We start from the raw sequence: 22,502 nt of genomic DNA, 5'->3' as shown, positions 1-22,502 counted from the left end.
CATAAATGGACGGTTTGCCCATAGGGCCGATGCTCGCGGTATTTGTCCTGCTGATCTTATGGTCAGGGCTGTTTACCGCCGTCGAAATCGCGCAGCAGCACCTGCTCGCGCAACGGATCGCCTCGCGCGCCAGCGACAAGCCGCTGGCGAAGCTGAGCTTCCCGCTCGACAGCCTGATCCTCTGCAACACCCTGTGCCGCGCCCTCGCGGTGATCCTCGCGACGCTGCTGGCGATTTTTCTCTGCGAAGAAAATGGCCCGTGGGCGGCCTGCCTGGGCGCCGGTGGCATCCTGTTGGTGTTCGCCGATTATTTCCCACGCACCGTGGCCCGGCGCTATCCCGACGCCGTGCTGGCGTTCGGCAATGCCCTGCTGGCCGTACCGATGAAAATCGTCTACCCGTTCGCGTGGCTGTTCAGCCGGGTCAGCACTTTGCTGCTGAGCCCGTTCACGCGCAAGGCTCAGGTGGTGCAACAGAGCGAGGACGAGTTGCCGGCCGATCACGATGATGATCCCGAACATCCGGTCCGCGCCCACCCGGTGTCGGGCATTCATGCGCTGGACAACATCACGGTCAACGACATTCTGGTGCCGCGCAGTGACGTCGACGGCATCAACCTCGACGATCCGATCGAAGAGATCATCGAGCAACTGCGCGAGAACAAGCGCACGCGTCTGCCGGTGTTTCACAGTGACATCAATCAGGTCGAAGCGGTGCTCAACACTCGCCAGATCGGCCATTTGCTGAGCAACGGCGGATTGACCCGCGAGGCGCTGCTGGCCGCCAGCTACGAGCCCTACTTCGTCCCGGAAAGCACGCCGCTGCAATTGCAACTGCTGAACTTCCACAAACAGCAACGCCGTCTCGGCATGGTCGTGGACGAGTACGGTGAAGTGCTGGGCATCGTCACCCTTGAAGACATTCTCGAAGAAATCGTCGGCGAATCCGAAAGCGAGCACAGCCTCGACAATCCGCACATTCATCCCCAGGCCGACGGTCGAATGGTGATCGATGGCGCCGCGTCGATCCGCGACCTGAACAAGTGCCTGGGCTGGCACCTGCCGAGCGACGGGCCGAAGACCCTGAACGGCCTGGTCACCGAAGCGCTGGAAACCATTCCGGAAAGCGCGGTGTGCCTGAAGATCGGGCGTTATCGACTGGAAATCCTCGAGACCGAAGAGAACCGGGTGAGCAAGGTGCTGATCTGGCATACCTCTTCTGCTCCTGCTTTGGTGCCCGCCAGATAAAAGATCAAAAGATCAAAAGATCGCAGCCTTCGGCAGCTCCTACCCTGCGATCTTTTGCGCTTGTTTGATCGTTAGCCCCCTTCCTATAATCGAGGCGCTTACCCAAGCGCCGTCGATCCCTGTGCCTACCCGGCACTGCCCGGATCCTGGCTGTTTCCGCTGCAAACCGACGACTGTTCCTACTCGAAACAGCGCTCGCGCCCTACCCCACATCCCTGGGTGTTCCACCATAATAATTCGCTCCACTGGAGCTCATGACTGTCAGGGATCACCGCATGACGACCCATACCGCTTACAGCGAAACCGCGCCTGCCCAGCCGACCAATTCCGCCACCCGCGTGGCCACGGCAAGCTTTATCGGCACTGCTATCGAGTTCTACGACTTCTACGTTTACGCCACTGCTGCGGCGCTTGTGATCGGGCCGGTGTTCTTTCCGCAGACCTCCGGCACGGCGCAGATGCTTTCGGCGTTTCTCACTTTCGGCATTGCCTTCCTCGCCCGACCACTGGGTTCAGCACTGTTTGGCCACTTCGGCGACCGCATCGGGCGCAAGTCGACGCTGGTCGCCTCGCTGCTGTTGATGGGCGTGTGCACCACCTTGATTGGCGTGCTACCGGGCTACGACAGCATTGGTGCCTGGGCGCCGATTCTGCTGTGCGTGCTGCGTTTCGGTCAGGGCCTGGGCCTTGGCGGCGAATGGGGCGGTGCGGCGCTGCTGGCCACGGAAAACGCGCCGAAGGGCAAACGCGCCTGGTTCGGCATGTTCCCGCAGCTCGGGCCATCGATTGGTTTTCTTGCGGCCAACGGCCTGTTTCTGACCCTGGCGATGACCCTGGATGATGAACAGTTCCGCAGCTGGGGCTGGCGCATTCCGTTTCTGCTCAGCGCGGCGCTGGTGATGGTCGGCCTGTATGTGCGCCTCAAATTGCATGAAACGCCAGTGTTCGCCAATGCGATCGCCCGTCAGGAGCGAGTGAAAGTGCCGCTGGTCGAGTTGTTCAGCCAATACTGGGCGCCGACCTTGCTCGGTGCGGCGGCGATGGTGGTGTGCTATGCGCTGTTCTACATTTCGACGGTATTTTCCCTGAGCTACGGCGTGGCCACGCTGGGTTATAGCCGCGAAACGTTCTTGGGCCTGCTGTGCTTTGCCGTGTTGTTCATGGCGGCAGCGACGCCATTATCCGCTTGGGCCAGCGATCGTTACGGGCGCAAACCGGTGCTGATCATCGGTGGTGTGCTGGCGATTCTGTCCGGATTCCTGATGGAACCGTTGCTGACGCAGGGCTCGACCTGGGGCGTGGCGCTGTTTCTGTGCATCGAGTTGTTTTTGATGGGCGTGACATTCGCACCGATGGGCGCGCTGTTGCCTGAGCTGTTTCCGACCCACGTGCGTTATACCGGCGCTTCAGCGGCGTACAACCTGGGCGGCATCGTCGGGGCCTCGGCGGCGCCGTTCTTCGCGCAGAAACTGGTGGCGATGGGCGGGTTGAGCTATGTCGGCGGGTATGTGTCGGCGGCAGCGGTGTTGAGCCTGATCGCGGTGTTGTGTTTGAAGGAGACGCGCAATAACGATCTGAATCAGGTTGCCTGACAGAAGATCAAGAGCTTCGCGAGCAGGCTCGCTCCCACAGGGTTTTGGGATTGGTCACAGATTCTCTGTTCACCCAATCCCATGTGGGAGCGAGCCTGCTCGCGAATGGATGCCGCGACCCGGTTTACAGCTCGACAACAACCGCCTGCGACGCACGGGTCGCCTTGGCGCGAGCAGCCTCGATCGACTCATCCCGCGCCAGCGCCACGCCCATGCGGCGCTGACCGTTCACTTCCGGCTTGCCGAACAGACGCAGCGCGGTATCCGGCTCGCTCAACGCAGCGCCCAGATTGGCGAATGCGGTCTGGGTCGACTGGCCTTCAACCAGAATCACTGCCGACGCCGACGGGCCGAACTGACGGATCAGCGGTACCGGCAGGCCGAGAATGGCGCGGGCATGCAGGGCAAACTGCGACAGGTCCTGAGAGATCAGCGTCACCAGCCCGGTGTCATGCGGCCGTGGCGAAACTTCGCTGAACCACACCTGGTCGCCCTTGATGAACAGCTCGACGCCGAACAGACCACGACCTCCCAGCGCTTCAGTCACAGCTTTGGCAACACGCTCGGATTCAGCCAGAGCAATCGGGCTCATGGCCTGCGGCTGCCAGGATTCCTGATAGTCGCCCTTCTCCTGACGGTGACCGACCGGTGCGCAGAACGTGGTGCCGCCAATGTGGCGCACGGTCAGCAGGGTGATTTCGTAATCGAAATCGATGAAGCCTTCGATGATCACCCGACCTTTGCCGGCGCGACCGCCCTCTTGCGCGTAATCCCAGGCTTTTTGCACATCATCGGCGCTGCGCAGCAGGCTCTGACCCTTGCCCGACGAACTCATTACCGGCTTGACCACGCAGGGGAAACCCAGGTCCTGAACGGCTTTGCTGTAGTCCTCGAAGGTGTCGGCAAAGTGGTACGGCGAAGTCGGCAGATCCAACTCTTCGGCAGCCAGACGACGGATGCCTTCGCGGTTCATGGTCAGTTGCGCCGCACGCGCGGTCGGAATTACGGTGAAGCCTTCGGCTTCCAGCTCGACCAGCGTGGCGGTGGCGATGGCTTCGATTTCCGGCACGATGAAGTGCGGCTTCTCGGCTTCGATGACTGCACGCAGGGCGGCGCCGTCGAGCATGTTGATCACGTGGCTGCGATGGGCGACTTGCATGGCCGGCGCGTTGGCGTAGCGGTCGACGGCAACCACTTCAACGCCCAGGCGCTGCAGTTCGATTACCACTTCCTTGCCCAACTCACCACAGCCACACAGCAATACGCGGGTCGCGGTTGGCGACAATGGAGTTCCGATACGGGTCATCTCAGGTCCTCAAAGGAAGCGGATCATCGAGGAAAGCCACGCAGGTGCGCTTTCCATGGGGAGAAAGCGCGGCATTTTACATGAACCCGAGGGTTTGGCTTCAGCTGGCGACAGCCTGTTTGCGATCACGCCAGGCCATGATCAGCCAGACGGCGGTGACGCCGGCGAACTTCGAGGCCAGCGCGGTGATGATCACCGGCGGCGTCAAGGCGTCGATCATGCCGAAGAAGATGAAGGTATCCAGTGGAATACTCAGCGCCGAACTGATCCACAGACGATCACGCAATGGCCGCTTGGTGATGCTGAACACCAGCCAGTCGATGCACTCGGAGACCGCGAACGCCGTGGCGCTGGCCAGCGCGATGGAAGGGTCGGAAGTGATGTAGGAAAGCACCAGCGCCGCCAGCATCGCCACGATCGCGCCGTGACCGAAGCGCGTTTGCACCATGTCGCGCAGCACGAACACCAGCCCGCCCCAGGCCGACCAGATGATGTCCAGGTGCGGTGCGGTGGAAAAGGCGAAGTTGATCAGCACGACGCTGCTGATGTAGGCGATGAGAAAGATCATGGGGGCGGCCTGTCGATTTGGCGCACAGGTTACTTGAGCGCTGGTATTGCGCCAATAGGTGCGGTGACAGGACCGACGTCTTCGCGAGCAGGCTCGCTCCCACATTTGAATGCATTTCAAAGTGGGAGCGAGCCTGCTCGCGAAAGCAGTGGTTCAGACGCCTGACTTCGCGGGAATCATCCAGACCAATCCACTCGCCTTCGCCCGTTCATGACACAACCCCAGCACCACGCGGCGCTCGTCATTGTTCATGCGGCCCCAGCGGGTGATCTCCGCGACCGTGCGCTGGCACCCGGTACAAACGTCATCTTCGTCCAGCGCGCAGATATTCACACACGGCGAGGCAACGGGTCGTTCAACAGTCGTCATTGTTCCTGCTCGACCAGATCGCGGGCGTAACGCTGCGAGTTATGCACATAGTGCGCGGCGCTGGCTTCGAGCATCTTCTTTTGCGCCTCGGTCAGTTCCCGCACGACCTTGCCCGGCGAGCCCATCACCAGCGAGCCGTCGGGAATTTCCTTGCCTTCGCCGATCAGCGAATTGGCGCCGATGATGCAGTTCTTGCCGATCTTCGCGCCGTTGAGAATCACCGCGTTGATACCGATCAGGCTGTAATCGCCGACCGTGCAGCCGTGGAGCATGGCGTTGTGGCCGATGGTCACGCCGGTACCGATGGTCAGTGGATAGCCCATGTCGGTGTGCATCACCGTGCCATCCTGCACGTTGCTGTTCTTGCCGATGAGGATCAGTTCGTTGTCGCCGCGCAATACGGCGTTGAACCAGACGTTGGCGCCCTCTTCCAGGCGAACCTTGCCCACCAGTACGGCATTGGGCGCGACCCAGCTCTGCGGATGGGTTTCGACACGGGCGTCGCCCAGGCGGTATTTCATTTTGTTTTCCTCGGGCTCACGGCCGTTCGAACGACGGCTCAGGTATCGATAAAACTTTTCGGCGGTCGGTGCAGGCTGATTTTGGCGTCATAGAGCAGGTTGATCAACTCGACGATCATGATCGCCGTCAGGCCCCAGATCTTGTACTCGCCGAAGCGATAGCTCGGCACGTACCAGCTGCGGCCCTGATAGTCGATGCGATGGGTATGCTCGCGCGGGTCCTTGCGGAAGAATTCCAGCGGTACGCTGAAGACGGCGGCGATCTCGGCATCGTTGGGTTGGTATTCGACGAAGTCGGGAATCACCCCGACATACGGCGTTACCTTGATGCCGTGCAGGGAAATCAGCGGACTCAGCGGGCCGATGACTTCGACCAGACCCGGCGGCAGGCCGATTTCTTCTTCGGCTTCGCGCAGCGCGGTGAAGATCAGGTCCGGGTCTTCCGGGTCGCGGCGTCCACCAGGGAAGGCGACCTCGCCGCCGTGGGTCGAAAGCCCGCTGGCGCGCAGGGTCAGGACCAGTTCCGGTTCGTCACTGCGGGTGATCGGCACCAGCACGGCGGCTTCGGGAAAACGTGCGTCGGTCTCCAGCGTGCGCGGTGTGTGGTTGCTTACCCTATGCAGTAGCTCGTCCAGCATGAGTGTTCTCGATCGGTGCCTTGCTCCGCATCATGCACCAATCAAAGCGAGCGCCCAAGCCCCCGAAACCCGTCGTGTCGCGAAACGACAACTTGCCGACCGGCCCCGCTGCACGCCAAGATAGGCGCAGCATTCAGGAACCCGAGCATGAAATTTTGCAGCCACTGCGGTAACCCGGTCACCCAGCGCATTCCCGAAGGCGACTCGCGGCTGCGATTTGTCTGCGACAGCTGTCAGACCATTCACTACCAGAACCCCAATATCGTCGCCGGGTGCGTGCCGACGTGGGGGACGAAAGTGCTGCTCTGCCGCCGCGCCATCGAGCCGCGTCTCGGTTACTGGACGCTACCTGCCGGCTTCATGGAAAACGGCGAGACCATCGAGCAGGCCGCCATCCGCGAAACGGCTGAAGAAGCCTGCGCCCGGGTGCGCAACCTGAGCATTTACACGCTGATCGACGTGCCGCACATCAGCCAGGTGCATGTGTTCTTTCGCGCCGAACTGGCCGATCTGCAATACGCGGCCGGGCCGGAAAGCCTTGAAGTGCAGCTGTTCGAAGAAGCCGACATTCCCTGGGACGAGCTGGCTTTCCGCACGGTCGGGCGTACCTTAGAATGCTTCTTCGCTGATCGGCGCGTCGAGAAGTATCCGGTTCGTTCGGAATCGATTCCGCCATTGGTTCAGCCGGTGATTGTTGGCTAGAAGATCAAAAGATCGCAGCCTTCGGCAACTCCTACCTAAAACCTGATTGCGTCACTCCTTGGGGAATCGTTTCAATGCGCTGGTTGCTTGCCCTGTTCTGCCTGTCGTTCGTCAGCGTTTCGCAAGCGTCATTCGTGACCACCGTGACGCCCTCGAACACTCCACTGATCGAAAAAGTCCTGGTACTCAAATCAGCCCACCAACTGCAGCTGATTGCCGACGGCAAGCCGCTGAAGACCTATCGCATTTCCTTGGGCAAGGGCGCGAAGAAAGGGCCGAAACTGATCGAGGGCGACAAACGCACACCCGAAGGTTTCTATTGGATCGACTGGCGCAAGACCAGCGACAAATTCAACCTGTCGATGCACATCTCCTACCCGAACATCAGCGATGCCGCCCGCGCACGTCGTGAAGGCGTTGAGCCTGGCGGCATGATCATGATCCACGGCACCCCGGACTCGGCAGACAATCCGGAACAGCTGTTCCATACCCTCGACTGGACCGACGGCTGTATCGCCATGCGCAACGTCGATATGCGTGAAGTGTGGAATCTGGTACCGGACGGCACGATGATCGAGATTCGTCCGTAACCTCGACCGCTGGTCACCGCAAAAAAAATAAATCAAAAGATCGCAGCCTGCGACGGCGACTACAGGGGTGATACCACTCTCAACTGTAGAAGCTGTCGCAGGCTGCGATCTTTTGCTTTTTATAGGCCATCACTAATACCACTTTAAACATTGCCCCCTGAAAACCGCCAATCTATTGGGTTAGATGCCATTTCATCGCGTTGACATGGTATTCAAGTGGTATTAGCTTCCGTCGCACAAGCGAGCCACAACAATCCTATACTCGCGACGGAAACGACCTAAATGAACGACCTCCAGCCCCTACGTCCCGACGATTCCCAGCCGACGCCGCTGTACTTGCAACTGGCGCGCAATCTGGAAGCGGCGATTCATGCCGGGCAGTGGAAGGCCGAACAGGCGATGCCGTCCGAGCGCAATCTCAGCGACCAGCTCGGCATCTCCCGGGTCACCGCACGCAAGGCGCTGGAAGTCTTGCTCGAGCAAGGCCTGATCCGCCGCCTGCAAGGCTCGGGCACGTTCATCACCCCACGCCTGGAACAACCACTGTCGCGTCTTTCCGGCTTCAGCGAGATGCTGCGCCTGAAAGGTTTCGTGCCGAGTTCGAAATGGCTGGAGCGGGAGATCACCCTCCCAACCCACGAAGAACTGATCCGCCTCAGCCTGTCGCCGAATGACAAGGTGGCGCGCATGAAGCGCCTGCGCAAAGCCGATGACACGGTCATGGCGATCGAGATGAGCACCCTGCCCGCGTCGATCATGCCCAGGCCGCAAGCGGTGGGCGATTCGCTGTACGAATACCTCGACGGCATCGGCAAACCGATCGTCCGCGCCCTTCAGCACATCCAGGCAATCAACGCCTCGGACGAATTCGCCGCACTGGTCGGTATCGCCCCCGGCACCGCCATGCTGCTGATGACCCGGGTCGGCTATCTGGAAGACAACACACCGATCGAAGTCACCGACACCTATTGCCGCAACGACTACTACGACTTTGTTGCAGAGCTTCGTAGATAAAGAGCCGCGTCGCTGAGCGCGGCCCCAAGCGAGAACGAAAATGTCCGAAGACAACATCCTCACCGCCAGCGGCTGGGTTCGCGGCCGGCTGATTCACGAACACGGCAAGGTCGTGTCGATCGAAGGCGTGCCCTGCGATCCGGCCGCTAACGATCTGCCCTATCTGCTGCCGGGTTTCATCGACCTGCATGTGCATGGCGGCGGCGGCAAAGACATCATGGAAGGCGCAGAAGCCTTCGAAACCATCAGCAAAACCCACGTGCGCTTTGGCACCACCTCGCTGTTGGCCACGACCATGACTGCGCCGAGCGCGGAGATCTCCAGCGTCCTCAAAGAGGTAGGAGAATTCTGTGAACAGCGTCCGAAAGGCGCCGCGCGAGTCCTCGGCGTACACCTTGAAGGCCCTTACATCAACCCGGGAAAACTCGGCGCTCAACCGAACTTCGCCCACACCGCGTTGATGGCCGAAGTCGAAGAGTATCTGGCGCTGGCGCCGATCCGCGTCATCACCATCGCCCCGGAAATCGCTGGCCACGATGCGTTGATCCGTGAGCTGAGCAGCCGTGGCATCCGCATGCAGATCGGCCACACCCTCGGCAGCTACGAGGAAGGCGTCGCCGCGCTGGCTGCCGGTGCCAGCAGTTTCACCCACCTCTACAACGCCATGAGCCCGCTGCATCACCGCGAGCCGGGCATCGTCGGCGCAGCACTGGCGCACGCCAAATACGCCGAGCTGATTCCCGATCTGCTGCACGTGCACCCCGGCGCCATCCGCGTGGCCCTGCGTTCGATCCCGTGCCTGTATTGCGTCACCGATTCGACCGCCGCCGCCGGCATGCCCGACGGTGAATACAAGCTTGGCAGCCACACCGTGACCAAATGCCTGGGCGGCGTGCGTCTGCCCGACGGCACGCTGGCCGGCAGCACCCTGACCATGGATCAGGCCCTGCGCAATCTGGTGAAGATCGGTTTGCCGATCGCCGAAGCCTCGCAGCGTCTGTCGCAATTTCCCGCCGACTATCTCGGCATCACCGAACGCGGGCGCCTTGCCCCCGGCGCCTGGGCCGACTGCGTGCGGCTCGATCGCTCACTCACACTGACCGCCGTCATGGTCGAAGGAGAAGACATTGACTTCAAAAATGCTTGAAGAGGCGCTGTCCTCGTTCGAGGCCGTGCAAGCCCAACTGCAACAGCTCGACGCGCCGATGATCGAGATCGCCGGGCGCCTGCGCCGCCAGCCGCCGCAAGTGGCGATGACCGTCGCCCGTGGCAGCTCCGACCACGCGGCGAGCTACTTCGCCTACCTGACCATGCAGCAACTGGGCGTGCCGGTGGCCTCGTTGCCGATGTCGGTGGTGACCATGCAGCAGGCGCCGCTGAAAGTCAGCGGTCAGGTCGCGTTCGCGTTTTCGCAGTCGGGGCAGAGCCCGGATCTGGTCAACAGCCTGCGCCTGTTGCGCAAGCGTGGCGCGCTGAGCGTGTCGATGGTTAACGCTGCCGATTCGCCACTGGAAGCGGCCTGTGAATTCAGCCTGCCGCTGCTCGCCGGCACGGAAAGCAGCGTCGCCGCGACCAAGAGTTTTATCGCCACCCTCAGCGCCAGCGCGCGTTTGATCGCGCACTGGAAAGAGGACAGCGAATTGCTGCAAGCCCACGATGCGCTGCCAGAAGGCCTGCGCGAAGCGGCTAAACAGGACTGGAGCGTGGCCATCGAAGCCCTGCGCGATTGCGAGCGCCTGATGGTGATCGGCCGTGGCGCCGGTTTCGCGATTGCTCAGGAAGCGGCGCTGAAGTTCAAGGAAACCTCGGCGATTCAGGCCGAAGCGTTCAGCAGTGCCGAAGTCCGTCATGGCCCGATGGCACTGATCGACGAACACTATCCGCTGCTGGTGTTCGCCCCGCGCGGTGCCGAGCAGGCCGGCCTGCTGAGCCTCGCGGCAGAGATGCGTCAACGCGGCGCCCGGGTCTTGCTCGCCGCGCCAGATGACGTCAACGAACGCGACCTGACCCTGACCCGCGCCGAACACCCGGCCCTCGACCCGATTCTGGCGATCCAGAGTTTCTACGTAATGGCCGCTAGCCTGGCCGAGGCGCGGGGCATGGACCCGGATCAGCCGCGCCATTTGAGCAAAGTAACCCGCACGCATTAAGTCCGACTGACTGCACACCTGATGAGACCCAGCCATGCCCGACAACAATAAAGAGCTGACCCTCAGCGCCCCGCTCAGCGGCCCGGTGCTGACGCTCGCCAACGTCCCGGACGCGGTGTTCGCCAGTGGCGCGATGGGCGACGGCATCGCCATCGACCCGCTCAACGACACGCTGTATTCGCCCTGCGCCGGCGTGGTCATCCACGTCGCGCGCAGCAGCCATGCGGTGACCGTGCGCGCCGACAACGGCGCGGAAATCCTCCTGCATCTGGGTCTCGACACCGTTGAATTGAACGGTGAAGGTTTCGCCATGCTGGTCAAGGAAAGCGATCGCGTCAGCCTCGGTCAGCCGCTGCTGCGCTATGACCTGGACAAGGTCGGCCAGCACTGCAAAAGCCTGGTCAGCCTGTTGATCCTGACCAACAGCGCGGATTTTCAGGTGCGGCCGATCACCCTCAAAACAGTGAAAGTCGGCGAGCCGCTGCTGCACATCATCGCGCGCAATGTGGTGGCGGCGAATACCGATACAAGCGGCGGGCCTGAGGTTCGTGGCCAAGTGCGGGTCGCTCATCGCGGCGGCTTGCATGCGCGCCCGGCTGCGCTGATCCGCCAGACCGCCCAAGGTTTCAGCAGCCACTCACAGCTGCACTTCAACGGCAAATCGGCGCCGTGCAACAGCCTGATCGGTTTGATGGGTCTGGCCATTGGCGAGCAGGATGAGGTGCAGGTCAGTTGTCAGGGACCGGACGCCGATGCCGCATTGCAAGCTCTGCTCAGCGCATTGGCCACGGCGCTGCCGGACGATCATCACGCGCAAGCGCCGGTCAGCACTGGGGCGCCGAAACGCCCGGCCGAGGCTGGCGTGTTGCACGGTGTCTGCGCGGCGCCGGGGCTGGTCGCCGGGCCGTTGTTTCGCTTGAACGCGATCACCTTGCCGGCGGATGCGGGCAACCACGATCCGGTGCAACAGCAGCCGATTCTTGAAGCGGCATTGAACGCGGTGCGCAGCGAAATCGCCGCCACCCTCGCCCAGGCGAAAAAGCACAGGAACGCCGACGAAGAAGCGATCTTCGCTGCACACATGGCGCTGCTCGAAGACCCGGCCCTGCTCGACGCCGCGCAGCAATTCATCGCGCAAGGCACCGCAGCGACGCACGCCTGGAGTCAGTCGATCGACACCCAGTGCGACATGCTCCAAGGCACCGGCAGTCCGCTGCTGGCCGAACGTGCCAACGATTTGCGCGACCTCAAGCAACGCGTCCTGCGCGCTCTGCTTGGCGAGGCCTGGGGATACCAGGTTCCGGCCGGAGCCATCGTTGCCGCCCACGAACTGACGCCGTCGGATCTGCTGCAACTCAGTGCGCAAGGTGTCGCCGGGTTGTGCATGTCCGAAGGTGGCGCGACCTCGCACGTCGCGATACTGGCACGCGGCAAAGGTCTGCCGTGCCTCGTCGCTTTGGGCGCGCAATTACTTGAGAAGCCGCAAGATCAAGCCGTGGTGCTCGACGCTGACGACGGGCGCCTCGAATTGACGCCAAACGCCGAGCGCCTGAGCGAAGTGCAACAGGCACAAATCGAGCGCCGGCAGCGTCGCGACAGCCAACAGGCCAAAGCCCATTTGCCCGCTGAAACGTGCAATGGCGTGCACATCGAAGTGGTCGCCAACGTCGCCTCAAGCAACGAAGCGGCAGACGCATTTGCCAACGGTGCTGATGGTGTAGGCCTGTTGCGCACCGAGTTTCTCTTCGTCGATCGCCAGACGGCACCGGACGTCGAAGAACAGCGCAGCGCCTATCAAGCGGTCATCGATGCCATGGGCGACAAGTCGGTGATCATCCGCACCATCGACGTCGGTGGCGACAAGCAACTCGACTACCTGCCACTGCCCGCCGAGGCCAACCCGGTGCTCGGTCTGCGCGGCATTCGGCTGGCCCAGGCGCGGCCGGAAATTCTCGATCAGCAACTGCGCGCGCTGTTGCAGGTCAAGCCGTTGCCGCGTTGCCGGATTCTGTTGCCGATGGTCACCGAGGTCGACGAGCTGCTGCACATCCGCCAGCGCGTCGATGCCTTGTGTCTGGAGCTGGGGATTACCGAGCGCCCGGAAATCGGCGTGATGATCGAAGTCCCCGCCGCCGCGCTGCAAGCCGAGCAACTGGCCGAACACGCCGACTTCCTCTCGATCGGCACCAACGATCTGTCGCAATACACCCTGGCCATGGACCGCGATCACGCCGGGCTGGCGGCGCGGGTCGATGCCCTGCACCCGGCGTTGCTGCGCCTGATCGCCATGACCTGCGAGGGTGCGGCAGTACACAAGCGCTGGGTTGGTGTCTGCGGCGCCCTCGCCTCCGACCCGTTGGCCACGCCGGTGCTGATCGGCCTGGGCGTCACTGAACTGTCGGTGAGCCCGGTGCAGATCGGTGAAATCAAGGACCGCGTGCGTCAGCTGCACGAAGCCGAATGTCAGCGCCTGAGCCGCGACTTGCTCAAGCTGTCCAGCGCCGCCGCCGTTCGCCACGCCTGTCATCAACATTGGCCTCTGCGCTAACAAAAACAAAAAGGACAAACGCCATGTACCAACTCTTCATCGAAGGCCTTCAACGCCTGGGCCGCGCGCTGATGCTGCCGATCGCGATCCTGCCGATTGCCGGCCTGCTGCTGCGCCTGGGCGACACGGACCTGTTGAACATCGCGATCATTCACGATGCCGGACAAGTGATCTTCGCCAACCTGGCGATGATCTTTGCCATCGGCATCGCCGTCGGTTTCGCCAAAGACAACAACGGCACCGCCGGTCTGGCCGGGGTGATCGGTTATCTGGTGATGATCTCCACGCTCAAGGTGCTCGATGCGAGCATCAACATGGGCATGCTCGCCGGGATCGTCAGCGGCCTGATGGCCGGTGCGCTGTACAACCGCTTCAAGGACATCAAGCTGCCGGAGTATCTGGCGTTCTTCGGTGGCCGGCGTTTCGTGCCGATTGTCACCGGTTTTGCAGCGGTGGGGCTGGGCGTGCTGTTCGGCTATATCTGGCCGCCGATCCAGCAGGGCATCAATGCGTTCGGCGCGCTGATGATGGAAAGCGGCAGCATCGGCGCCTTCGTCTTCGGCGTGTTCAACCGCCTGCTGATCGTCACTGGCCTGCACCACATCCTCAACAACATGGCGTGGTTCGTCTTCGGCAACTTCACCGACCCGACCACTGGGGCATTGGTGACCGGCGATCTGTCGCGTTATTTCGCCGGCGATCCGAAGGGTGGGCAGTTCATGACCGGCATGTTCCCGATGATGATCTTCGGCCTGCCCGCCGCGTGCCTGGCGATGTATCGCAACGCGTTGCCGGAGCGGCGCAAGGTGATGGGCGGGATCTTCCTGTCGATGGCGCTGACCTCGTTTCTGACCGGTGTGACCGAGCCGATCGAATTCGCCTTCATGTTTCTCGCGCCGCTGCTGTTCCTCCTGCATGCGCTGCTGACCGGGCTGTCGATGGCGATCACCAACGGCCTGAACATTCATCTGGGCTTCACCTTTTCCGGTGGTTTCATCGACATGATTCTCGGCTGGGGCAAGTCGACCAATGGTTGGCTGGTGGTGCCGGTCGGGCTGGCTTACGCGGTTATTTATTACCTGGTTTTCGACTTCTGTATCCGTCGTTTCAACCTGAAGACGCCGGGGCGCGAAGACGTCGCCAGCGCCGAAAAAGCCGTGCTCTCGGAAACCGAACGCGCCAGTGCGTATATCAAAGCCTTGGGCGGCGCCGAGAATCTGCTCACCGTCGGCGCCTGCACGACCCGACTGCGCCTGGAGATGGTCGATCGCAACAAGGCCTCGGATGCCGAGCTGAAAGCGCTGGGCGCGATGGCGGTGGTGCGCCCGGGCAAGGGCGGCAGCTTGCAGGTCGTGGTCGGGCCGTTGGCTGACAGCATTGCCGATGAGATTCGCTTGGCCATGCCTGCCCTGGGCCGTACAACTTTGGCAGAAACCGTAGTAGTTGCCGATGAGCCGACGACTGTCGCGCTTACCCGCAACGAGGCGCAGCAATGGCTGAATGCACTGGGCGGTCGCGACAATGTGCTGCAACTCGATTGCATCGCCATGACCCGTATTCGCCTGCAACTGGCCGATGCCAAGGCGCTGTCCGAGGCGCAGCTCAAAGCGCTCGGCTGCCTGGGTGTCAGCCGGTTGGACGGTGGCGTCTGGCATTTGCTGGTGGGGGACAAGGCAGCGAGTTTGAGCGGGGCGATCGAGGGGTTGCTGAGTCGCGGGGAGGTCAGCGCGCAGGTTTGATCTGCGCGGGTGGCGGGAGGGCTGGGGCGGGCGCCGAAAATACGGCACGCGCACGATACATGAATACCACCCTCCTCCACGCCCTGCTCGCCATGCTGGCCCTTCATCCCCAGCATGGAAATCGTGCCCTATGAGCACCCCCAACGCACCCACACCCGATGAGCTCAAAAACGATCTCAACCAGATCGGTCGTCTTCTCTTCAACACCGAAACCCCGCTGTTGCCCGAGCACAAACCGAGCACCGAGCAGGCTCATCTCAAACGCCTCGAAGAGCAGCTGAAAACCTATCGCGACGGCTACCTGCAACGCAGCCGCGCGCTCTATCAGGCGCTGGCAACCACCGACCTGCAGAGCGAGGCAGGCAAGCAACTGATCGCCACGCTGAAGGTGCGCCTCAACACGCAACTGATCAACATGGATCTGCGTGACGAGATCAACGGCAAATCGGCAAAAACCTTCCTCAAATACGACGCCGGTTTCACTGCGCTTGAGTACGAGGCGAAACAGGCCGTCACCGATCGCCTGCTGCACCCACAGGCCGGCGAGCTGATGCAGAAACTGGCCCTCGGCCCGCTGTTGCGTCCGGCCATGTATGCGTTGCAGTTCACTTATCAGCAAACCACTGTCGAGCTGGCCGGGGCCTTTGTTGTGACGCAAAAAGACACCCCGAAAGTCAGCGATCTGTTGACCGACCAGAGCGCGGGCTTCGTCGTGTTGTTCACACCGGCCAGGGGCCTGGAGCTGTTCAGTTCCCTGGCTGATCTCGATGCCCATCTGCTCAAGACCATGCAGCACAGCATTAGCCGTGGCGAATTGATGCAGCTGCTGCCCAGCCGCTACCACGATGTCGGTACAGCGGGAATCTGGCCATTGCAGCTGGCGCCCATCGACAGCAAACCGCTGTTCGAACACATCTACGATGCCTTGATCGAAAAGCGCACTCAGGATATCGAACATGCATTGAGTTTCGCCGCCAATCCGCAGCAGGATGCCGCTGTACTGATCGCCGAGCTGGAGCGCGCCATCGGCGCTGCGCTGCCGTATCTCACCCCGCGCCTGGCACTTCAGGCTCAAACCCTGTTCGAGCGGCATTTGCGCAACAGCGCCCCGGACTGGTACCGCAGCGCCGACGCCGCCAAGCGGGCCGAGCTGGCGTTGCACCTGGGCAACTACAATCAGGCCCGGCAAAACCTGCTTGACCTGATGGGTCCGGCGGTCAGCCTGATGGCCGTGGCCCGCCACCAATGGCTGGAACGGCTGAGTGATGATCTGCAAATCGACGACCTGGAACCGGACAAGCTGCAGATCATTACGGATCGGCAGGTCCCCGGATTCGGCGCTTATGTGCACAAGAGCAATTTGCTCGAGCTGACCTTGCGCGGCCCGCACACTGGCGATGAGCTACCAGGCTCGGCGTTTCTCAGCCACACCCGGCTGACTTACAACGACCTGCCGTTATCCGACGAGTACGCGGACGTAACGCCCGCCTGGGTGATCAAGCAGGCACTGGAGCTGGAACCGCGCGTCGACTTCGCACGCTTGCAAACGCAGATGCAGGCGAGATCCGCGATCAAACCTGCGATCGAGCAGATGCTCGATCAGCGCATCGTCGCGCTCGCCCATGCCGCAGCGCTGCAAGGGCACCTGCTCGACGGCGATCTGCAAATGCTCCAGCGCCTGCGTAACGGCAGCGATCCACAGCTGCGCGCCGCCACCCTGTCTTTGCACGGCGCCCAGCTGCAGGATCTGTGGGTGCTGCGTCAGACCGACGAATCCGGCGCGGTCCGCCGCCTGCTGCTCTGCACACCGCAGGCGCCCCGTGAACGCCAGTTCGAGGCGTTCGACAGCGAGCGCCAATTGCAGACCCATCTCTTGGGTTGGGCCAAGCAGAATGACGCCGCCGAAAGCATGGCCGGCTATCTGATCAGCCGCGCGCCGATGCGCTTTCGTTCGACCCTGCGCAAGGTGTTGTCGGGGCTGAGCCTGAAGCCGGAAGCAGCAGAGCACCAGAAAGTCACGTTCGACCACCTGGGCAACCATCTCGATTGCCTCAAAGCGATGGCTGAACACATGCTCGCCACACGCATCGACGACTACGATTTCAGCACCCCGGTGTGGTATCGCTCGACCAATGCGGCCAATCGCCGAAAACTCTCGACCCTGAGCGACGACGCCGAGGGGGCTTTGCGCGCGTTCAATCAGCATCCGCTGTCGGGCGGACGTTTTCAGGCGTTTGACGATTACGTGCATGCGCAAGCGAAGATCAGCCTGAACCGCTTGCTCAAACGCCCTGCCAATGACGTCGATCCGGACACCGTCTGGGCCTATTCGCCAAAGTCGATCGTGCCCTCATGGACGCCGAAACCGCTGACCTATACCCGGCTGTATCGCGACGGCTATGCCGACGGCGTCGGTTTTCTCGACCAGAAATTCTCACGCTCGGCGCGCTTCAAAGGTCCGCAAGGCGTCGATATCAGTAGCCTGACCGCGCAGAACGTAGCCCGCTCGGTCACGGGGGTCTGGATCGGCAAACGCTATACCGACAAAGTCAAAAACGAGCTGCAGGATTCGAAAAGCGAAGGCTACGCGTTCCGACGCAACGCGACACTGGCCATCACTCAGCGCCAGATGCAGAGCGCCGCGCTGGAATGCCAGCTGCAAGGACATATCGCCAGCAGCGACCTGCAATGGCTGCAGCAAAGCATCAGCAGCATGGATCAAACGTCGGGGCAGACCCGGACGAAATACCCGATCCACCGGTTGATGATCGACGGCGAATGGGTGATCGATGCCTGGTTGTTCAGCCATGGCGGCGATCCGGTCCTGCTGTATACGCCGGACGCACCGGACGGCGTGCGTTTTCGCGAAGCACGCCTGTTCAATTACCTGCTGCTGCAGTCCGGCATGATCGAATACCTGACCCAGCGGGTGGGTGTCAGTGCCCAGACCCGGGTGCGCACGTACCTGGAAAACATCCGCAAGAAACTGCCCAAAGACCTCAACAGAACCATCCCCAGCCCCGCCCGTTATGACTCGATGCGCCCGGCCGACGCCGTCAGCGACCTGCGTACCGCGCTCTACGACATGAAGTTGCAACGGCGGATCGACAACGTCCATGCCACGACCACCAGTCGCGCCGAAATGATCGCCGGCCTGATCTGGACGAGCGTCGAATGGGTCGCTGCCATCGCCACCGCGCCGTTCCCGCTGTTGAGCCTGAGCACCGGCCTGTTGCTGGCCTTCAAGGACGCGATGCTCGCCCTGCATGCCTATCGTCAGGGTAATAACAACGAAGCGTTCCGGCACTTGCTCGGTTATCTGTTCAACAGTGCTGGCGCGGTGCTGACGGATCTGCGTCCGGCGCTGCGTTCACTCAAGCCCGTCCGGCGCCCGTTGCGTCGGGCTGTCACCACCGTTGGCGACGAGCAAGAGGATCTTCTGCCATTGATCGATCAAATGGCGACCGAACCGGTCCGGGACGATATGCATGCCGTCGTTTTCAGAGGGCAGTCGTATTACGCCAGCACGACCCCGGACGCACTCGGCCGTTATTTGCTCTACCGCCCGGATCCGAATGGCTCCGGACTGCTTTCGACCGGCATTCTGACCGTGCGCAACTCCGACGGAGTGATGGTGCGCAGCGGCCTGTCCGGCGGTGCACCAAAATACGAAGCCGTGCCCGAGACACCCGGCCCGCATAAGGACTATGGAGTCGCGATCAAGTACCGGGATCTCGTTGAAGAGTTGCTGGACCCGCAATCGCGACGACGAATGCTCCAGGAGGGCGAGCATTACATGGGCTTCTCACCCCAGGTCATCCTGGTCAACGTGGTCGACAAAATGGCCAGCATGCGCCAAGCCTATCTGCAACAGGTGGAAAAACTCACCACGGACGCCACGCGCCATTTTGCCCAACTCGCACCGCTGCCCGCTCGCGCCGAAGTGCCGGCGGTTGCCGCCAACACCTCATTCGCACAGTTGATCGCCAGCGATGCATTCGCCGCAAAGAATCTGGTCATCGGTGCACAGCCGGGCTCTATCGCCAGCAAACAGGCACTGATCGAAAATCTCGACGTGCTTTTGGAGAACGGCTACAAGCACCTCTTCCTCGAATACCTGCCGGGAGACGTATTTCATCTCAAACTGGAAAAATTCAACAAGGGAGAATCCTGGCGCCATATCAAGAAACATCTGAAAGCGCTCGATAAAGCCATGGGCCATGAGCCTGACGCGCCTTTCTCTTACCTGGCGCTGGTGCGCAAGGCACGGGAAAAAGGCATGAGCATTCATGCGCTGGACGGCTCGACCAGTTATCAACTCGAAGGGATCATGGTGATGTCCAGGCTCTCGCCTTTGACCCCGCGAAACAACCGCATCAGAAACTTTTATTCGCACAAGGCGCTTGCCACCGATATGGCCGAGATCGGCGAAGAGCGCTGGATTGCCCTGACCGAGCAGTCGCGCATGACCACGTTCGACAACACCCCGGGCCTGGCCGACCTCCACGAGGCCGTTGCCGTGCGTATTGAAGACATCGACTTGTACCAACCCGCACGCATAAGCAGGGACGCGCCCGGTGCCATCGCGGGAGACGCGACAGCGCAAGGTGATTACCTCCTACAGATGCCGAGTGCCTACAAGGCACCTCTACCTGTCTCCAAGCCGCCCGCCGCAGCTAGCGCCGTTGAACATTTCAGCGAGTTCGATATTGCTTCGCCACTGCGCGACGATATTGCTGAAATGTTGCATAAGCCCTACTCCATGGATTCCCATTACACCCCGACAGTAGCCAGTGAAAGAACGGCCTACGAGGCTTTCCTTGCCCAACGCAAACGTCTGGAAAAAACCGCCAGGGACGCTTTTACCGACTACGTCCCACCCGATGCGCCGATCCTGCCGGTGCTCACCGCCGACTGCACATTCGAAGCTTTTTTACGGCAATTGACCGACGGACGTCTGAATCTGCTGATCGGCGAAGCCCACGTCGATGTAGCGAGCAAAGCGCTGCTGAAAAAGCACATGAAAGCCCTCAAGGAAGCAGGCTATGACACGTTGTATGTCGAGCACCTGTTCACCGACCTGCACCAGGCCGATCTCGACACTTTTCTGCGTACCCAGCGCATGCCCGACAGGCTCAAGGCTTACCTGCATCGCCAGGATCAAGGGCAGATGCCGAATTACACAGGGAACGATACGTACACGGCGGTCTGTCAGGCGGCGGCCAAATACAACATTCGCATCAGAGCCCTAGATTGCACGGCGTCCTATCACCTCAAGGGCGTGTATGACGAACACGTCTCGCGAAACGAGATGTTCAGCTATTTTGCAACCCAAGTGATCGAGGCTGATCAATTGGCCAACGGGCCGCATAAATGGGTGGCCTTCATCGGCAGTGCGCATACCAATTACAACCTCGGTGTGCCAGGTCTGGCCGATACACTGTCCGCCGTCAGCCTGCACGTGCGCGACACAGCCCCTGAACTGGCCCGGGATATTCACCGTGGGTCGTGGGAATTTGTCAGCGGCAAGCACGAGGCCAACGTCAGGGCTTTGAGCAGCGATTTTGTGATGGAGGTGGCCGTCCCCGGAACGAAAAAGCCTGCTGCGACGCCTTCTGTCAGTCGCAGCAAACTGACCGAACCCGGAAACTTCCTTATAGAAAATGCAGACACCCGCAACGCCAGCGTGGTGCATAAATCCAGGTCCGGCGAGATCGTTGAGACGCCGATTCAGATCAATGACAAGGGTCTGTTCTTCGTTGATCGCTGGGAGAAAAAAGATCAGACCTTCACCTACCTGCGCACGTTGATCGACATGCTCGTCACAGACGTGAAGCTGACACAGGTGACGTGACGCCCGGGCAATTGAACGTTGTGGAAAACCACTGGGCTTGAAGGCCCAGTGGTTTTTTCATGCCTGAGGATCCACCCGATCCAGCGCACGGTTCACCGCCAGCTCAGCGAGCATGATGATCTGCTGAATCGCCAGCGCCGTATTGCGCTGCGGTCGCCCCAACTGATCAGCGAAATCACTGGCCAGGGTGTTGGCTGAAGCGAGGGATTCACAGGCATGGGCGAGCAGGGTTTCGGTATCGATTTCCGGCTGGATGAGAAACATGGTGCTGGGCGGGTGCGCCTTGCCAGGTTGCGGGCACAGGTAAAAATCCAGAGCCCGCTTGATCGCTTCGCGGTTTTTCGCGAGGTCGTCGGCGCGGATGGTTTGTTCGAGGGGGGTGGGTTCGTATGGTGGATCGGGAACGATTTTATCCACAATGCTTCTCCTGCTGATGCTGATGGACAGCCATCGATCGCCGGATCTCACGCGGCGGATAGGTGGCAGCTATGTGCGAGGTGAGATCCACCGGAGCAGGCAACCGGCCAGACCGAAGTCTGCCCGCACACAGCCGCCATAAAGCAGGCAGCAGATTGAGCTGGCGCCAATTATCGTGGTGCTGGCGCCAGTTGCAAGCTATCCGGGGATCTCACTCCCGATCGCTGATTCGCAGCGACGGGAAAAGACTAGAGATCGCACGTCCGACGGACAACCTGAAAACCTTGTGGGAAGGTTCTGCGAACTCAGACACTGCTTTAAACACACTCCAGATCGCCACCCTCACCCTAGCCCTCTCCCAGAGGGAGAGGGGACTGACCGAGTTGTTCAGGCGAGGTACGCCGACGTGAAAGTCCGAGTTGAACTCAGGATTTGCAAACCACACAAAATCGCCCCCTCTCCCTCGGGAGAGGGCTGGGGTGAGGGGCAGCAACAACACAAATCAAAAGCCGGACACACACGCTTTTCACCACTCAATAGGCCGAGTGTCAGCTCGCCTGCTCTTGATCTTGATCCACCGGCGACGTCGGAAGGCTGAGTGGAGGGATTGATCCGGGCGTGGGAGCGCAGCGACCGTTCGACGAAGTCGAACACAGCGGAAGGAGGTGCAGCGAAGCAAACCGGAGCCGCTGCGCCCGGATCGATCCCGCAGCGAAGGAACCCGAGCCTGCGAGGGCCGAACGTAGGAGCAAGCGTTTTTTTGCTTACTTTTTTTAGGCGTTTGTAAAAAAAGTGAGTCGCCGTAAGGGCGAAACCGCCAGCCGCCACACCCGAAGCAACGGATATTCACCCAAATCAAAACAAAACCAAGGCCAACAAAAAACCCGCAGACAATCCCTCATCTGCGGGTTTCCCGTTCCAGCAGCAAAGAAGATCAGAAATCCTCCAGCCGCCACACCTCATAAGCCGGCGTCTCATACGGATGACTGAGCTTCAACGCCGCCACAACAGCCACAACCAAATCATCCGCAACAACAAGCTCAACCTTCCATTCCTCAACCCGCTCAACCTGCCCCGCCTGACCGACAAACGGCTGACTGCCGTCCAACGGTCGAAACTGACCAGAGCCAAGCACCTGCCACGCACAGTGGTCATAGTCACCGATCCGCCCACCACCGGCAGCGAACACAGCCCCTTTGACCACCTCGACATGACTGTCAGGAACAAAAAACGCCAGCTTGTACACA

At 61.2% G+C, this 22,502-nt stretch carries 17 protein-coding genes; 10 read left to right on the top strand and 7 right to left on the bottom strand.

Annotation, left to right across the window (positions count from 1 at the left end):
• The first annotated feature begins 5 nt into the window (after nt 1-5).
• Both AB9L16_RS04620 and AB9L16_RS04615 read left to right on the top strand, forming a co-directional pair.
• Nucleotides 6-1,247, top strand: a complete 1,242-nt coding sequence (locus AB9L16_RS04620; protein ID WP_375123169.1) for a CNNM domain-containing protein — start codon at nt 6-8, stop codon at nt 1,245-1,247.
• A 275-nt stretch (nt 1,248-1,522) separates the two neighbouring features.
• The gene (locus tag AB9L16_RS04615) at nt 1,523-2,839 is read left to right on the top strand and encodes an MFS transporter (RefSeq protein ID WP_041478199.1); all 1,317 of its coding nucleotides are present in this window, start codon (nt 1,523-1,525) and stop codon (nt 2,837-2,839) included.
• A 124-nt stretch (nt 2,840-2,963) separates the two neighbouring features.
• On the opposite strand, the gene purT is transcribed toward AB9L16_RS04615, so the two are convergent.
• The 5 genes from purT to AB9L16_RS04590 all read right to left on the bottom strand — a co-directional run bounded on the left by purT (nt 2,964) and on the right by AB9L16_RS04590 (nt 6,241).
• On the bottom strand, nt 2,964-4,145 hold the full coding sequence (gene purT / locus AB9L16_RS04610; protein ID WP_150742857.1) for a formate-dependent phosphoribosylglycinamide formyltransferase: 1,182 nt from the start codon (nt 4,143-4,145) through the stop codon (nt 2,964-2,966).
• Between the two features lie 100 nt (nt 4,146-4,245).
• Entirely contained in the window at nt 4,246-4,713 is a 468-nt protein-coding gene (locus tag AB9L16_RS04605; RefSeq protein WP_016771544.1) for a VUT family protein, read from the bottom strand.
• A 153-nt stretch (nt 4,714-4,866) separates the two neighbouring features.
• On the bottom strand, nt 4,867-5,082 hold the full coding sequence (locus AB9L16_RS04600; protein WP_039759143.1) for a DUF1289 domain-containing protein: 216 nt from the start codon (nt 5,080-5,082) through the stop codon (nt 4,867-4,869).
• The gene (locus AB9L16_RS04595; protein WP_016771546.1) at nt 5,079-5,603 is read right to left on the bottom strand and encodes a gamma carbonic anhydrase family protein; all 525 of its coding nucleotides are present in this window, start codon (nt 5,601-5,603) and stop codon (nt 5,079-5,081) included. The genes AB9L16_RS04600 and AB9L16_RS04595 overlap by 4 nt, the downstream gene beginning before the upstream one ends.
• Nucleotides 5,604-5,641: 38 nt before the next feature.
• Complete coding sequence (locus AB9L16_RS04590; protein WP_016771547.1) at nt 5,642-6,241, bottom strand: CoA pyrophosphatase; 600 nt, start codon at nt 6,239-6,241, stop codon at nt 5,642-5,644.
• A gap of 147 nt (nt 6,242-6,388) precedes the next feature.
• Here AB9L16_RS04590 and AB9L16_RS04585 point away from each other — a divergent pair, with 147 nt between their 5' ends.
• The 8 genes from AB9L16_RS04585 (at nt 6,389) to AB9L16_RS04550 (ending at nt 20,838) form a co-directional block, all read left to right on the top strand.
• A complete protein-coding gene (locus tag AB9L16_RS04585) occupies nt 6,389-6,943 on the top strand; it encodes an NUDIX hydrolase (protein WP_056783116.1) in 555 nt (184 codons plus the stop codon).
• 74 nt (nt 6,944-7,017) lie between these two features.
• Nucleotides 7,018-7,533, top strand: coding sequence for a murein L,D-transpeptidase family protein (locus tag AB9L16_RS04580; RefSeq protein WP_076566026.1), 516 nt, complete (start codon nt 7,018-7,020; stop codon nt 7,531-7,533).
• Between the two features lie 282 nt (nt 7,534-7,815).
• Complete coding sequence (locus tag AB9L16_RS04575) at nt 7,816-8,547, top strand: GntR family transcriptional regulator (protein ID WP_056783114.1); 732 nt, start codon at nt 7,816-7,818, stop codon at nt 8,545-8,547.
• A gap of 40 nt (nt 8,548-8,587) precedes the next feature.
• Complete coding sequence (nagA, locus tag AB9L16_RS04570; RefSeq protein ID WP_252883232.1) at nt 8,588-9,694, top strand: N-acetylglucosamine-6-phosphate deacetylase; 1,107 nt, start codon at nt 8,588-8,590, stop codon at nt 9,692-9,694.
• Nucleotides 9,675-10,697, top strand: coding sequence for an SIS domain-containing protein (locus tag AB9L16_RS04565; RefSeq protein WP_375123168.1), 1,023 nt, complete (start codon nt 9,675-9,677; stop codon nt 10,695-10,697). The genes nagA and AB9L16_RS04565 overlap by 20 nt, the downstream gene beginning before the upstream one ends.
• Before the next feature lie 34 nt (nt 10,698-10,731).
• Nucleotides 10,732-13,245 carry a phosphoenolpyruvate--protein phosphotransferase gene (gene ptsP, locus AB9L16_RS04560; RefSeq protein WP_375123167.1) on the top strand — a complete coding sequence of 838 codons (2,514 nt, stop codon included), beginning with the start codon at nt 10,732-10,734 and terminating at the stop codon, nt 13,243-13,245.
• Nucleotides 13,246-13,268: 23 nt separating this feature from the next.
• Nucleotides 13,269-14,984, top strand: coding sequence for an N-acetylglucosamine-specific PTS transporter subunit IIBC (gene nagE / locus AB9L16_RS04555; protein WP_375123166.1), 1,716 nt, complete (start codon nt 13,269-13,271; stop codon nt 14,982-14,984).
• Between the two features lie 130 nt (nt 14,985-15,114).
• Nucleotides 15,115-20,838 (top strand): toxin, encoded by a 5,724-nt coding sequence (locus AB9L16_RS04550; RefSeq protein WP_375123165.1) that lies wholly within the window; start codon nt 15,115-15,117, stop codon nt 20,836-20,838.
• A 57-nt stretch (nt 20,839-20,895) separates the two neighbouring features.
• On the opposite strand, the gene AB9L16_RS04545 is transcribed toward AB9L16_RS04550, so the two are convergent.
• Both AB9L16_RS04545 and AB9L16_RS04540 read right to left on the bottom strand, forming a co-directional pair.
• A complete protein-coding gene (locus AB9L16_RS04545) occupies nt 20,896-21,255 on the bottom strand; it encodes a DUF6124 family protein (protein WP_150636222.1) in 360 nt (119 codons plus the stop codon).
• Nucleotides 21,256-22,189: 934 nt separating this feature from the next.
• Nucleotides 22,190-22,501 carry an NGG1p interacting factor NIF3 gene (locus AB9L16_RS04540; RefSeq protein WP_252868840.1) on the bottom strand — a complete coding sequence of 104 codons (312 nt, stop codon included), beginning with the start codon at nt 22,499-22,501 and terminating at the stop codon, nt 22,190-22,192.
• Nucleotide 22,502 lies beyond the last annotated feature (1 nt).

The organism is Pseudomonas sp. LW8 (assembly GCF_041956865.1).
GTDB lineage: Bacteria > Pseudomonadota > Gammaproteobacteria > Pseudomonadales > Pseudomonadaceae > Aquipseudomonas > Aquipseudomonas siliginis.
The sequence above is the reverse complement of the archived record's forward strand: the minus strand, read 5'-3'. Positions and strand labels throughout refer to the sequence as shown.

Excerpts from the sequence above, each read along its gene's own strand:
- AB9L16_RS04620 (WP_375123169.1), top strand. The coding sequence starts at position 6 with ATGGACGGTTTGCCCATAGGGCCGATGCTCGCGGTATTTGTCCTGCTG.
- AB9L16_RS04615 (WP_041478199.1), top strand. The coding sequence starts at position 1,523 with ATGACGACCCATACCGCTTACAGCGAAACCGCGCCTGCCCAGCCGACC.
- purT (WP_150742857.1), bottom strand. The coding sequence starts at position 4,145 with ATGACCCGTATCGGAACTCCATTGTCGCCAACCGCGACCCGCGTATTG.
- AB9L16_RS04605 (WP_016771544.1), bottom strand. The coding sequence starts at position 4,713 with ATGATCTTTCTCATCGCCTACATCAGCAGCGTCGTGCTGATCAACTTC.
- AB9L16_RS04600 (WP_039759143.1), bottom strand. The coding sequence starts at position 5,082 with ATGACGACTGTTGAACGACCCGTTGCCTCGCCGTGTGTGAATATCTGC.
- AB9L16_RS04595 (WP_016771546.1), bottom strand. The coding sequence starts at position 5,603 with ATGAAATACCGCCTGGGCGACGCCCGTGTCGAAACCCATCCGCAGAGC.
- AB9L16_RS04590 (WP_016771547.1), bottom strand. The coding sequence starts at position 6,241 with ATGCTGGACGAGCTACTGCATAGGGTAAGCAACCACACACCGCGCACG.
- AB9L16_RS04585 (WP_056783116.1), top strand. The coding sequence starts at position 6,389 with ATGAAATTTTGCAGCCACTGCGGTAACCCGGTCACCCAGCGCATTCCC.
- AB9L16_RS04580 (WP_076566026.1), top strand. The coding sequence starts at position 7,018 with ATGCGCTGGTTGCTTGCCCTGTTCTGCCTGTCGTTCGTCAGCGTTTCG.
- AB9L16_RS04575 (WP_056783114.1), top strand. The coding sequence starts at position 7,816 with ATGAACGACCTCCAGCCCCTACGTCCCGACGATTCCCAGCCGACGCCG.
- nagA (WP_252883232.1), top strand. The coding sequence starts at position 8,588 with ATGTCCGAAGACAACATCCTCACCGCCAGCGGCTGGGTTCGCGGCCGG.
- ptsP (WP_375123167.1), top strand. The coding sequence starts at position 10,732 with ATGCCCGACAACAATAAAGAGCTGACCCTCAGCGCCCCGCTCAGCGGC.
- nagE (WP_375123166.1), top strand. The coding sequence starts at position 13,269 with ATGTACCAACTCTTCATCGAAGGCCTTCAACGCCTGGGCCGCGCGCTG.
- AB9L16_RS04550 (WP_375123165.1), top strand. The coding sequence starts at position 15,115 with ATGAGCACCCCCAACGCACCCACACCCGATGAGCTCAAAAACGATCTC.